8 protein-coding genes are annotated in these 13,380 nt (G+C 61.2%); 1 reads left to right on the forward strand and 7 read right to left on the reverse strand.

Annotated elements, in window-relative coordinates; all coding sequences use genetic code 11:
* Nucleotides 1-101: 101 nt before the first annotated feature.
* The 7 genes from astE to AABM54_RS19085 all read right to left on the reverse strand — a co-directional run bounded on the left by astE (nucleotide 102) and on the right by AABM54_RS19085 (nucleotide 7,891).
* Nucleotides 102-1,112 (reverse strand): succinylglutamate desuccinylase, encoded by a 1,011-nt coding sequence (astE, locus tag AABM54_RS19055; RefSeq protein WP_347901537.1) that lies wholly within the window; start codon nucleotides 1,110-1,112, stop codon nucleotides 102-104.
* 12 nt (nucleotides 1,113-1,124) lie between these two features.
* Nucleotides 1,125-1,412 carry a topoisomerase II gene (locus AABM54_RS19060; protein ID WP_347901538.1) on the reverse strand — a complete coding sequence of 96 codons (288 nt, stop codon included), beginning with the start codon at nucleotides 1,410-1,412 and terminating at the stop codon, nucleotides 1,125-1,127.
* Nucleotides 1,413-1,466: 54 nt separating this feature from the next.
* Nucleotides 1,467-2,813: an N-succinylarginine dihydrolase gene (astB, locus tag AABM54_RS19065; RefSeq protein ID WP_347901539.1), complete on the reverse strand. Its 1,347-nt coding sequence runs from the start codon at nucleotides 2,811-2,813 to the stop codon at nucleotides 1,467-1,469.
* A 138-nt stretch (nucleotides 2,814-2,951) separates the two neighbouring features.
* A complete protein-coding gene (gene astD / locus AABM54_RS19070) occupies nucleotides 2,952-4,421 on the reverse strand; it encodes a succinylglutamate-semialdehyde dehydrogenase (protein WP_347906260.1) in 1,470 nt (489 codons plus the stop codon).
* Nucleotides 4,418-5,443 carry an arginine N-succinyltransferase gene (gene astA, locus AABM54_RS19075; RefSeq protein WP_347901540.1) on the reverse strand — a complete coding sequence of 342 codons (1,026 nt, stop codon included), beginning with the start codon at nucleotides 5,441-5,443 and terminating at the stop codon, nucleotides 4,418-4,420. The genes astD and astA overlap by 4 nt, the downstream gene beginning before the upstream one ends.
* A gap of 54 nt (nucleotides 5,444-5,497) precedes the next feature.
* Nucleotides 5,498-6,517: an arginine/ornithine succinyltransferase subunit alpha gene (gene aruF / locus AABM54_RS19080; RefSeq protein ID WP_347901541.1), complete on the reverse strand. Its 1,020-nt coding sequence runs from the start codon at nucleotides 6,515-6,517 to the stop codon at nucleotides 5,498-5,500.
* A 153-nt stretch (nucleotides 6,518-6,670) separates the two neighbouring features.
* Complete coding sequence (locus AABM54_RS19085; RefSeq protein ID WP_347901542.1) at nucleotides 6,671-7,891, reverse strand: aspartate aminotransferase family protein; 1,221 nt, start codon at nucleotides 7,889-7,891, stop codon at nucleotides 6,671-6,673.
* Between the two features lie 297 nt (nucleotides 7,892-8,188).
* On the opposite strand from AABM54_RS19085, the gene AABM54_RS19090 reads away from it, so the two are divergent.
* Nucleotides 8,189-13,237, forward strand: a complete 5,049-nt coding sequence (locus tag AABM54_RS19090) for a DUF6543 domain-containing protein (protein WP_347901543.1) — start codon at nucleotides 8,189-8,191, stop codon at nucleotides 13,235-13,237.
* Nucleotides 13,238-13,380 lie beyond the last annotated feature (143 nt).

Genomic DNA, 13,380 nt, shown 5'->3' on the forward strand with positions numbered 1-13,380 from the left:
CGCGATGGCGGTTGCACAGTCAACCCTGGTGGTGACTGTCAGTCCGCTATCGCGAGCAAGCTCGCTCCCACATTGGTTCTCGGTTTGGCTTGGGATCCCGATCAGGCCAGGTTTTCACCGGTAGTCGGCACGATCAGGATTCCGGCGCGCAAGCCATTCTTGACCTTCGGGTTCGGGAAGATGATCCGGGCGCCCTCTTCCTCGATGATCCAGCGGGTCTGGGCGATGTCTTCGGCCAGCAAGTAACCCACTTCCAGTTCCGAGAAGTTCTCGACGTCCGCCGGCAGATGCAGGTGGAAGCTGTCGCTGTGCTTGATGATTTCCCGCGCCACGCTGAACAGCTGCAAACCGTCCAGGCCCGCCTCGGTCAATGACGGTTCGCTGCCTTCGATGATCTGCTTGAGGCGGGTTTCAAGACGCGAAACGTCGACACCTTCGTTCTGCCCGAATGGCCGGGCCTTGCCCAGCTCCAGGGTGAAGGACTCGGCATCAAGCTTGTCGTAGGTGTAGGAACTGAAAACGATGGACGGCTTGTTCTGCAACAGCACCGCGTCCATGCCGGCAGCGCGCAGGCGAGCCAGTTGCTGGCGCGAATGCTGGCGACCTTCCTTCCACGGGTACAGCGCGAACTGCTCGATTTTCGAGCCACGGATTGCGGTGTGCAGGTCGTAATGCAGGCGGTCACGGTCCGGCACGCTGAAGAAACTCGCCGCCAGGCGCTCCAGTTCACAGGCCCGTAATGCCTCGGGACCGCTGCTCAACTCATGACGACCGTTGAACAGCCGATTGACGTCCTGCTCGATGAAACGCTCCCCGCAGCGCATGGCCGCCGGGTTACCGAACAGGAACAGAATACGTGCGCGCGGCTTCAAATCACCACGGGCGATGTCATGCAACAGGCGATCGAGCAACTCGATCGGCGCTGTTTCGTTGCCGTGGATGCCGGCTGACAGCAGCAGGTCCAGGCCATTGTCGCGAGCCTCAGGTGGCCGGACTTCCAGCGCACCTTCGCTCAGCCAGCGCATCCGCACGCCGTCGACAGTCAGTTGAGTCTTCTCCGCCGGTTCACGACCGGCGAGGGTCAGTTCAAGCAGTTTGCCGAGGGCGAGCATAGCGCGACTTCCTTAGTGATCGTGGGCGCAATCTGGGCCATGCACGTGGTCTTCGTCGCCGACTTCAGCCGGTTCCATTTCCAGTTGCAGGCTGACCAGGTTGGTGGCCAATGGGCGCAGCAACAGGTTGGCGTATTCAGCATCGCCTTCTTCAACGTCAACGCCGATCAGCAGCTGACCACGGCCATCGTGCTGGATCCACAACTCTTTGCCCTGCCACATCACCGCAACGCGAGTGCAGGAAGTTTCCAGTTGAGTGCCGTCGGTGTCTTCAAGAATCAGCTTCAGGGTATCGGTCATTTTTACGTTCTCATCTGGAGATAAAGCGGCGCGCCATCAACGACGCACCCTCTTTCAATTGATCTGGAATGGATAAACCGCGCCCAGTTTAAGGATTTGCGTCAGTTCATCCAGTGCCGTCCGGCACTCAAGCAACAATTGTGGGTCCGCCAGATCGGTTTCGGTCATGCGGTCACGGTAGTGCTTGTCGACCCATTGGGTCAGCGTGCCATACAACGGCGGGGTCATGATAACCCCTGGGTTGACTGCCGCCAGTTCGGTTTCATTGAGTGCGACGCGCAACCGCAGGCACGCCGGGCCACCGCCGTTCTGCATACTCTGCTTGAGGTCGAAGACTTTCACTTCACGGATCAGGCCGCCCGAGCTGGTCAGCTCTTGCAGGTACTGCCAGACGCGTTCGTTGTTCTGGCACTCTTGCGGCACGATCAGCAGCATCGAACCGTCGGCGCGCGACAACAACTGGCTGTTGAACAGGTACGAACGCACGGCGTCTTCGACCGAGACCTTGGAGCGCGGGACGCAGATCGCCTTGAAGTTGCCGCCACACTTGGTCAGTTTGGTCGTGAGCTCTGCCAGCATCTGCTCGGTGCCTTCGAACGCGTCCTCGTGATAGAACAGCGCCTCGCCGTTACCGACCGCAATCACGTCGTTGTGGAACACGCCCTGATCGATCACCGAAGGGTTCTGCTGGGCGTACACCACGCCGTCATCGCTCAGGCCATGCAGACGGGCAACCGCTTGCGAGGCTTCGAGGGTTTGACGCGCCGGGTACTTTTGAGGCGCCGGGTAGCGGGTATCGAACGCGCTACGACCGAACACGAAGAACTCGACACCGGCCTCGCCGTACTCACGGCAGAAACGGGTGTGGTTGGCCGCACCTTCGTCGCCGAACTGCGCCACTGCCGGCAACGCGGCGTGATGGGCGAAGTGCTTCTGGTCAGCGAACATCGCCCCCAGCACGCGGCTGGTGGTCGGGTGCTCGATGCTGCGGTGGTATTTGCAGTTCAGGTTGGCGGCGGTGAAATGCACGCGGCCATCGGCCGTGTCGGCACTTGGGCTGACGGTGGCGGCGTTGGCCACCCACATGCTCGACGCCGAGCAACTGGCAACCAGCAGCGGCATCGCCTGTTTGGCAGCCTGCTCGATCACTTGTGCGTCGGTGCCGCTGAAACCCAGGTTGCGCAAGGCAGCCACATCCGGGCGCTCTTGCGGGGCCAGTACGCCTTGCTGGAAACCCATTTCCATCAGCGCTTTCATTTTCGCCAGGCCTTGCAGCGCCGCTTCCTTGGGGTTGGAAGACTGCTGACTGTTGCTCTGGGACGCGACGTTGCCGTACGACAGACCGCCGTAGTTATGGGTCGGCCCCACTAAACCGTCAAAGTTGACTTCATAGGATTTCATCAGCGAGGCTCCACGAGAATCTGTTGTTATAGGCATCAGTAACTGTTCAATAACACCGCGGCGCGGCCATCGCGAGCAAGCTCGCTCCCACAGGGATTGTGCAAAGCCTGTGGGAGCGAGCCTGCTCGCGAATGGGCGTTACGCCATCCGTACACCGGGCGTCAGGGCTGTCGGCAAGGTCAGGCTCGGGGTTTCCAGCGAGGCCACTGGGTACGCGCAGTAGTCCGCCGCGTAATAGGCACTGGCGCGGTGGTTGCCCGAGGCGCCGACGCCACCGAATGGCGCGCTGCTCGCAGCGCCCGTCAGTTGCTTGTTCCAGTTGACGATACCGGCGCGGCTTTCCAGCCAGAACTGCTGATAACGCGCCTCGGAATCCGACAGCAAACCCGCCGCCAGACCATATTGGGTGTCGTTGGCTTCAGCGATGGCCGCGTCGAAATCAGCGTAGCGAATCACTTGCAGCAACGGGCCGAACAGCTCTTCGTCAGGACGATCAGCGACGGCGCTCACGTCCAGAATACCTGGGGTCAACAACGCGGCATTGGCCTGCGGCTGAGTCATTTCCAACAGCGACACAGCGCCGTTGGCCAGCAAGTGTTCCTGGGCATCCATCAACGCTTTGGCAGCCGCCAGAGACACCACCGAGCCCATGAACGGCGCCGGTTGTTGATCGAATGCGCCGACATCGATGGTCGCGCTGACCGCCACCAGACGCGCCAGCAGCGTATCGCCCCAGGCGCCTTGCGGGACCAGCAGGCGACGGGCGCAGGTGCAACGCTGACCGGCCGAAATGAAGGCCGACTGAATAATGGTGTACACCGCCGCGTCGAGGTCCGCGACCTGATCGACCACCAGCGGGTTGTTGCCGCCCATCTCCAGCGCGAGGATCTTGTCCGGACGCCCGGAGAACTGCGCATGCAGGTGGTTGCCGGTACGGCTTGAACCGGTGAAGAACAGACCATCGATACCTGGGTTGGCCGCCAGCGCGATCCCGGTTTCACGTGCGCCCTGCAACAGGTTCAGCACGCCCGCCGGCAGACCGGCTTCGATCCAGCACTTGACCGTCAGCTCGGCGACTTTCGGGGTCAGCTCGCTCGGTTTGAACAGCACGCTGTTACCGGCCAGCAACGCCGGAACGATGTGACCGTTCGGCAAATGCCCTGGGAAGTTGTAAGGACCGAACACCGCCACCACGCCATGTGGCTTGTGGCGCAATACAGCGGTGGCGTCGCCCAGCGGGCCGCTCTTCTCGCCGGTACGTTCGCGGTAGCTCTGCACCGAAATGGCGATCTTGTTGACCATGCTGGTCACTTCAGTCGCCGCTTCCCACAATGGCTTGCCGGTTTCCTCACCAATGCAGTGAGCCAGTTCGTCCGCGTGGTTTTTCAGGGCGGCGGCAAAGGCTTCCAGGACGCCGATGCGATCCTCCAGGGAACGCTTGGCCCAGGCCGGGAACGCCTGACGCGCAGCTTGCACGGCGCTGTCGACCTGAGCGGCGCTGGCGCCCTGCCCCGACCACAGCACTTGCTGGGTCACCGGGTTCAGCGATTCGAACGCTTCACCCTGGCCCGCCAGCCACTCACCTGCGATGTATAGCGAATTCATTATTTCGACTCCCGGGCAGCGGACAACGGCACGGCGCGAACCTGATCGCCGGCGTTGAGTTGAAGGCGTTTGGCGGTCAGCGGATCGACCACCAGGGTACCGGCAGCAAAGCGTGCCGGCGCAGCGGTGATCCGGCAGTCTTCACGCTTGCGGTTGTGAATCAAAAATGGCGTGGCGTCGTCACCCGGCGTGCCGATGGCCAGCACCAGCGCCTGACTGTCGCGCACCGCTCGGATCTTGCCGGTTTCGCATTCAACGGCCGGGCCTGCGTCAAAGATATCGACGTAACCCTGGTAGCTGAAGCCTTCGCTCTTGAGCATCGCCAACGCCGGTTCGGTGTCCGGGTGGACCTGGCCGATGACATTGCGCGCGTCTTCCGAAAGGAAGCAGGTGTACAGCGGAAACTTGGGCATCAACTCGGCGATGAACGCCTTGTTGCCCACGCCCGTCAGGTAATCGGCCTGGCTGAATTCCATTTTGAAGAAGTGCCGACCCAGGCTTTCCCAGAACGGCGAACGCCCGGCCGCGTCGGACACACCGCGCATCTCTGCGATGATTTTGTTGCCGAACAGCTGCGGGAACTCGGCGATGAACAGCATCCGCGCCTTGGCCAGCATGCGGCCGTTGAGGCCGGTGCGGTAATCGCCGTGCAGGAACAACGAGCACAGCTCGGAGTTGCCGGTCAGGTCGTTGGCCAGGAACAGTGTCGGGATTTCACGGTAGATGTTCAGCTCTTGCGAGGCGCTGACAGTCAGGCCGACGCGGAAGTTGTACCAGGGCTCACGCATGCCGACGGCACCAGCGATGGCGGAAATACCCACCACGCGGCCGTTGTCGTCTTCGAGCACGAACAGGTAATCCGCGTCGCCGCGCCCCGCTTCGCCGCGAAAGGTCTTTTCAGCCCAGCCAACCCGATGCGCCAGACGCTCTTCGTTGGCCGGCAAGGTGGTCAGGCCGGTGCCGGTGCTGCGGGCCAGGTCGATCAGAGCGGGTAAGTCGCTGCTGCGTACGGGACGAACGATCATGCTATCTCCTCAAACGGGCCGCTAACGCCACCCGTGAAACTCGCTGCTTTCTAGTTAAACCGCGACCAGGCGCACGCTGGCACCTTCACCAACACCCAGGGCTTCGGCGGCTTCCAGGTCCAGGGTCACCGGTTTGCCTGGCGCATAGTCCAGCTCAAGCAACACGGCGCGGTAATCCTGCAACTGGGCGTTGGCCACCAGGTACTGACGACCGGTGCCTTTGACCGTTTCGCCAATCTTCACTGGCACCACACGGCTCTGGGCAATCGAACGGATCCCCGAAACGCGTGCGTGCAAGGTCGGGCCACCGTCGAAGATGTCGATGTAGTGATCGGTCTCGAAGCCTTCGCGCATCAGGATGTCGAAGGTGATCTGCGCCCGCGGGTGTACCTGGCCCATCGCTTCTTGAGCGGCGTCCGGCAACAGCGGCACGTAGATCGGGTAATGCGGCATCAGCTCAGCGAGGAAGGTCCGGCTCTTGAGCCCGCACAGACGTTCGGCCGCGGCGTAGTTGAGGTCGAAGAAGTTGCGCCCGATGGCGTCCCAGAACGGCGAGTCGCCATTTTCGTCGCTGTAGCCGACGATCTCGGTGACCACGGAATCGGCGAAGCGCTCCGGGTGGCTGGCAACGAACAACAGGCGACCACGGGAGTTGAGTTCCGACCAGGCCGAACCCACCAGTTCCGGCAGTACATAGAAACTGGTCAGCAAGCTGTTGCCGGTCAGGTCGTGGCACTGGGAGAGCACGTGAATCTTGTTATGAATCTTCAGCTCGCGAGACGCATGCACGAAGGTTTCATTACGGAAACTGTAGAACGGCTCGGAATAACCGGCCGAGGCCACGATGGCCGAACAGCCCACCAGTTTTCCGGTGGCGGTGTCTTCGAGGACAAAGAAATAGCTTTCTTCACCGTTGAAGCTGACTTCGGCGGCAAACGAGGCTTCGCTTGCTGCGATCTTGTCGCTCAGGCGTTCGACATCATCCGGCAAGGAAGTGACACCAATCGGGCTGTCCGCAGCCAGACGCTGTACCTCGCCCAGATCAGCCATTTGCGCGGGGCGCATCACCAGCATGGTGTCACTCCTTTCTTGAAAAATTACACATAAGAAATAATCCAGACAGACCACTGAACACTGTGGGAGCGGGCTTGCTCGCTCCCACATTTGGTCCGGTCTGGAACATAAAATCGGGTTCGACGCCTGAGCAGTCAGGCGTCGAAAGGTCTATCAGGCTTGAGTCAGTTTGGTCACGGCGCGCTCGAGACGCTCCAGGCCCTGGTCGATGTCGGCATCTTCAACCACCAGGCTTGGCGCGAAACGAATCACGTCCGGACCGGCCTGCAGGATCATCAGGCCTTCTTTCTCGGCGGCGTTGAAGATTTCCTTGGCGCGACCTTTCCAGGCATCGCTCAGCACGCAACCGAGCAACAGGCCCAGACCACGCACTTCAGTGAACAGGCCGGACTTGCTGCCGATCTGCTCCAGGCGGGTCTTGAACTTGTCGTGCCTGGCTTTGACGCCGCTCAGCACTTCAGGTGTGTTGATCACGTCGATCACCGCTTCAGCCACCGCGCACGCCAGCGGGTTGCCGCCGTAGGTGGTGCCGTGGGTGCCGACGACCAGGTGCTTGGCCAGGTCTTCGGTGGTCAGCATTGCCGCGATCGGGAAACCGCCGCCCAGGCTTTTGGCGCTGGTCAGAATGTCCGGGGTCACGCCGTAATGCTGGTAGGCGAACAGTTCGCCGGTGCGGCCCATGCCGGTTTGCACTTCGTCGAAAATCAGCAGCGCGTTGTGCGCGGTGCAGAGTTCGCGGGCGCCTTGCAGGTATTCAAGTTCGGCCGGGATGACGCCGCTCTCGCCCTGGATCGGTTCCAGGACCACCGCGCAGGTCTTGTCGGAAATGGCCGCTTTAAGCGCCGCCAGATCGTTGAACGGCACGTGGGTGATGCCAGTGATTTTCGGACCGAAACCGTCGGAGTACTTCGACTGGCCACCGACGTTCACCGTGAACAGGGTGCGACCGTGGAAGCTGTTGAGCGCGGCGATGATTTCGTATTTTTCCGGACCAAAGCGATCGTGAGCCACACGACGGGCCAGCTTGAAAGCGGCCTCGTTGGCTTCGGCGCCGGAGTTGCAGAAGAATGCGCGCTCGGCGAATGTCGCGTCGATCAGCTTATGGGCCAGGCGCAGGGCCGGCTCATTGGTGAACACGTTGGAAACATGCCACAGCTTGTTCGCTTGCTCGGTCAAGGCACCGACCAGCGCCGGGTGCGCGTGGCCCAATACGTTCACCGCGATGCCGCCCGCGAAGTCGATCAATTCACGACCGGACTGGTCCCAAACGCGGGAACCGGCGCCACGGACAGGAATAAAAGCGGCAGGTGCATAGTTGGGAACCATAACCTGGTCGAAATCGGCGCGTTGTACCGCAGCATGCTCAACGGACATCGGAGTCTCCTGATGAGAAACACCCGCCGGAAACTGGCGGGCTTGGTGAGGATTGTAAGGACAGTTTTCAGCCCGGCCTTGCCGCCAAGCGACAACTTCTTATAGCGCAAAACCCTGATTTCTCCGGGTTTACGGCAATGCGACAAATAGCGTCGCAAAGGCGCAGTTTAAACTGCTGGCGCGGATTTGCGGCAGGCTTGGCGCGAGATGAATGCCCGCGCGCCTAAATATGTACCGCACCGCCATCGGCTCATCCTGTTTCCTTTGACGCCCTTTAAGCGCTAACGGATCAGCACCATGCAATTACCCGACGAACCGGCGCACGCAGCCCTGGCTGACGCGACCTATTTCGCCCACACCGACACTCACTTCCCCCCGCTCGCACACACGTTCGCACACTGGCTCGGCAACGCCTCACCCGCCAGGCGCCTGGCACTGAGCAAGGCACGCCCCCTCCTGACACATCGACTGCGCACGGCCCCGGCCCCGCAACATGCCGAACTCGGGCGACTCAATGCCGCGCACTGGATGGCCCAGAACCCTGTCGACCGAACCCTGGAAAACCTGCAAGACGCCTACGCCTTCGCCGAGCCCCTGCTCAGAAACGCCCTGAAAGAACGATTCAGCGTGGACCTGGACGTTAAAAGCACCTTCTTGCGCCTGTACATCCCCGCGACCATTCCCTGGTTCCCGATCCAGTCAGGCGCTGCCCGCACCTGGACGGTTTCACTGCTGAATGCAGCGCTGCACAACTTCGAAGAGCAGGAAACCGATAAGGACGCCTACGAACCCGACTCGACGTTCATCACCGCGCCGACTTCGACCGGACAGTTCGACACCCTGCCCGCACTCAACCAGAAGATCACCGTCCAGGCCTTTACCCGCCTGTGTCGGGAACTGGACATTGGCGGCCAGTACCGCACCTACCTTGAGGAAAACCTGGGTGTCTCCAATCCGGTGGTCGCGGCGGTGCTGCGCCCCCGGATCGAGGCCAGCCAGAAAGCCGCGCTGAAAGCGGCACTGCAACTGGCGCGGATGAATGGCGACATTCAGGACGACTTCTTTCAGTTGATCCAGAGACTGGCCGACGGCGCGCACGGCATCAAACTCGGCAACGAACCCCTGCTGTGCCACGACTTGACGATCATGTCCGCCAAACTGACGGGCATCGTGGTGTTTGCACCGAATCTGGAACGCTCACGCCATGCCGCACGCATCGTGGCCTACCTCCCCGATGACCCGGAACACCCGATCAAGGAATACACCTCGACGGCCGAGCTGATGCGAACCCTCACCCGCCAACTGCGTACATCCGATTACCAACAGTTTTTCAGCCGCTTTGTGGCCCACGAAGACCGAGGGCATTTTTTTGGCAACCTGGCTGATCGCCTGGACCAGGTGACCTGGCATCAACGCCCCTACGGTGACCCGCTGCCGTCATGGCGTGAAACGCCGGTCGAGCGCCCCGAGCTGCAGTTTTCCATGACGCCGATCCATCGCGGCCCCTGGCCCCATCTCTACCGGGAACAGCTGAACAAGATCCTCAACGACGCCCGCGTCATCGCCGTTTCCACCGCCGCCGCAGACCGACAGGCCCGCTGGGCACTCTGGGATTCCTTTACCCGCGTGGTGTCCGCCATTGTGCAGATCGCCGCGTTCGTCGCCCTGCCCTTTGTGCCGTTTCTTGGGGAATTGATGCTGGCCTACATGGCCTATCAATTGGTCAACGATGCCTTCGAAGGGGTCATCGACTGGGCGCAAGGGCAGACTGTCGAAGCGTTCGAGCACCTGATGACGGTCGTTGAGTCGCTGGTCCAGTTGGGGGCCTTCGCCGCAGGTGGCGTCATCGCCGCCGGGGAGTTTCGCAGTGCACTTCCCACTGAGGTTGTCGCCTTCATTGACCGGTTCAAACCGGTACAGGCGCCGAACGGCAAAACCCTTTACTGGAAGCCCGACCTGGCGCCCTACGAACAAACCGCGGCCCTGCCACTGCCCTCGATTCCCGATGCGTCAGGGCTGCATCAGCACCACGGCAAAACCCTCGTGCACATCGACGGCAAGCGCTTCGCCGTCAGGCAAGACCCGACCGGCGACTATCGCCTTGAGCATCCCAGCCGCCCCGACGCCTACCGCCCGGCGCTCAAACACAACGGCAGCGGCGCCTGGCAGACCGAACTCGACCAACCATTGGAATGGGACAGCCACACCGTATTGCGTCGCCTGGGGCCTCTGAGCGAAAGGCTCTCCCCTGCCGAACGCGAGCGTGCGCTCAAGGCCTGCGGCCTGCACGAGAACACCCTGCGCAAAATGCATGTCGAGCATGAACCGCTGCCGTCGCTGCTGGCCGACACCCTCAAACGGGTCAACATCGACAAAGACCTGCAAACCTTTATCGAGCGCCTCGGCAGCGAGCATCATGAACAGTACTCAAACGCCGATGCGAAGACCCAACTCCAGTTACTCACCGAACATTTCCTATGGCCCGAAAGCACAGGCCTCAGCCTGCTCGATGTACAGGGGAACATCGCCTGGGAAACCACGAACCCCGCAAGAACCGGCATTGAGGTTCAGGAGGGCCGGCTGACCGACGGCGACCTGCTCAAAACCCTGCTGGCCCACCTGAGCGAAACCGAGCAGAAAACCCTGCTGGAAGAAGACCCGGGCATGCCGCCCCTGTCACTGAGCGCACGCACCGCGACACTCAGACAAAAACTCGCCCGAACCGCCACCCGCCAAAGAGCATCGCTGTTCGAGCGTCGATACCGCGCCCTTGAACACAGCCATGACGCCAGGGTTCAAAAACTGATCGACACCACCACGGATCTGCCGCTCAGCGTGGCAACCGAACTGCTGGAGCACGCCAGTGGTTCCGAGCGGCAACAGATGCATAGCGGGGTCGTACCGCAACGCCTCAAGGAACTGGCCCGCTGGGCGATGCAAGAGGTCCGCGTGACGCGAGCCTACGAAGGCATTGACCTGTCGTCACTGGAAAACCCGGACACCGACCTGCTGATGTTCCATTCCCTTGAACGCCTGCCGGGATGGTCGTCCGATGTTCGCATCGACCTCCAGGACTACTCATTCGGTGGCCACACGCGTACCCGCATCGGCAAACAAGACGCCCCCCTTCGCAAAGTGCTGGTGCAGCGCGAGGATGGAGAGTACGAGGCCTATGACGACAAAGGCCTGCACTTGAGCGGCGCGACAGACCTCTACAGCGCGCTGCTTCATGCCTTGCCAGACACTGAACGCAATGCGCTGAAGATCAATATCCACCAAGGGCAAACACTCAAACAGATGCTGCACGACCACACCCTGGAGCGCAGTGAACTGAGCAACATCCTGGAACGAAACCCGATACTCAAACCCGCCTATGACCCACGCACCATGCGCCTTCTCGGCGGGGCCGACGGCTATGATCGCCTGCTGCCAGGAGGGCCGGAGCTCAATCAACAAGTTCGTCAGCTCTACCCGGCGCTCGACCCGCAAGAAGTGCTGGAGGTCATCCGCCAACTGCACAACCACCCCGCTGGCGCCCATATGGAAATTGCCCGGCTGCAAGGCGAATACACGCGACTGAGTAATGAGCTGCATGCCTGGGCCAACCAGTTGCCCCACCTTCACCCTCAAACCGGTCACAGGTTCAGCGCCGCGCAGGTGATGGAGAACAGAGAAGCGCGCATTGGGTTCAGGGCCGAAATGCTGCGTGGCTGGCGTCGGCAAATCACTGCCCGCACTACCGACGCCGCTGACGGTGTCGAATGCCTGTTGAGTTTCTCCAAACCGCTCGTGGGCGAATTGCCGAGCGTGACGGCAGACTTCAGCCGCATCTCGACGCTGTCGCTGACGGACAGCGGCGCCCCACAGGGCATCACACGCTTTCTGCAACACTTCAGCGGCCTGACCCGCCTCGAACTCAGAAATGTTGCCCTCGGCGAACTCCCGCCAGCGCTATCCGCCATGCCCGCGCTCAATCAATTGCTGCTGAGCGACTGCGGCATCGCCCTGACACCCGAGACGCAGGCAACGCTTTCATCCCTCGGCAACCTGGTGACGCTGGATCTCTACAACAACCCGCTGGGGTTCTCGCCCAATCTGCGGGGGATGCCTGAACTCAACTTCGTCGACCTCTCCAACACAGGCATCAGCAGCATGCCGGAGGGCCTCCTCGGCCACCCGAAGTTGCATACAGCGATTCTCAATGACAACCGGATCACCGACCTGGCGCCGGGTTTTTTCAATCTGCCCACCCGCATCAGCAAAGGCATGGACTTTGGTAACAACCCTCTCTCGCAGACAAGCCGCGAACAGATCAAGGCCTACTTTGGCAAAAACCGCCAAGACTTCGGCGTCATGGCCAACCCCGCCGAGATTGACCGGATCCAGGCGCTATACCCGCTTCTGGACAGGGAAGAAGCCAGCGACTTCATCTACCAACTGCCCGGAAACCTGGAAGCCGGCAGCACCGAACTGACGCGCCTGGAAACCGAGTACACCAAGCTGGGCAACGATCTGGCCGTGTGGACATCCAATGTTCCCGCCGTTCATCCGCGAACGGGCCAGCCCTTCACCCTTGAAGAACTGACGGAGGAACACTTTGCTCGTGACGCGTTCAAGGAAACCGTAGAGAAATGCTGGCGGCGCGAGTCCGACCTGGAAGGGTTCAATGAAGCAGGCGAGGCCCGCTACGAGCTGTACACCGACGAGATCATCAATGGAACGTTGCCGACGCTGACGGCGGACTTCGGTCATGTCTCACGTCTTTATCTGGATGGTGAAGAGGCCGTCACATCAGACGTCCAGGGATTCTTACGCTGCTTCCCCAACCTGCTGCACCTGACCCTCAGCGACTACGCGTTACGCACCATTCCCGAGGCAGTTTTTTACCTGAGTGAATTGATAACACTGGAACTTCCCGACTGCGACATCACCCTGACCACGCAGACACAGGCGGCATTGGCCGGCATGGAACATCTTGAGCGCCTGATCCTGAGCGGCAACCCGCTGGGGCTGCCTGCCGATGTCAGCCAGATGCCGAAACTCAAGCACCTGATCCTCCACGACACCGGTATTTCAGCCATTGCACCCGGCCTGCTGAGTCGAACGAAACTGGAGATCGCCAACCTCAGCGACAACGCCATCACCGGCATCCCCAGCGACATCCTGGAACTGCCGGTCGAGGTGGCTCAAGCGATTAACTTTCGGGGCAATCCGTTCTCCCAGGAAAGCCTGCAATTGTTCATCGCCTACTTTCAGCGAACCGGAGAGGATTTCGGCATTGATCAAGTCATCGACAACGCAGAACTGGCGACTTCATCTTCCGAGGGCAGCGAAGTCGACGAATGATCCAACGCGACCAAGGCCACTCGACCACGGCCTGACAACCCGACAGTAACGCTCGATTGCACAAACCCGGCACCGGCCGGGTTTGCTGCATGACACACGCCGCCACACGGCAACTATGTACCGCACAGCGCCCATCAGCGCCT

Source organism: Pseudomonas purpurea, assembly GCF_039908635.1.
GTDB lineage: Bacteria > Pseudomonadota > Gammaproteobacteria > Pseudomonadales > Pseudomonadaceae > Aquipseudomonas > Aquipseudomonas purpurea.

Bases quoted from the DNA above. Each gene is read 5' to 3' on its own strand.
- astE (WP_347901537.1), bottom strand. From the start codon at position 1,112: ATGCTCGCCCTCGGCAAACTGCTTGAACTGACCCTCGCCGGTCGTGAA.
- AABM54_RS19090 (WP_347901543.1), top strand. From the start codon at position 8,189: ATGCAATTACCCGACGAACCGGCGCACGCAGCCCTGGCTGACGCGACC.
- AABM54_RS19060 (WP_347901538.1), bottom strand. From the start codon at position 1,412: ATGACCGATACCCTGAAGCTGATTCTTGAAGACACCGACGGCACTCAA.
- astB (WP_347901539.1), bottom strand. From the start codon at position 2,813: ATGAAATCCTATGAAGTCAACTTTGACGGTTTAGTGGGGCCGACCCAT.
- aruF (WP_347901541.1), bottom strand. From the start codon at position 6,517: ATGCTGGTGATGCGCCCCGCGCAAATGGCTGATCTGGGCGAGGTACAG.
- AABM54_RS19085 (WP_347901542.1), bottom strand. From the start codon at position 7,891: ATGTCCGTTGAGCATGCTGCGGTACAACGCGCCGATTTCGACCAGGTT.
- astA (WP_347901540.1), bottom strand. From the start codon at position 5,443: ATGATCGTTCGTCCCGTACGCAGCAGCGACTTACCCGCTCTGATCGAC.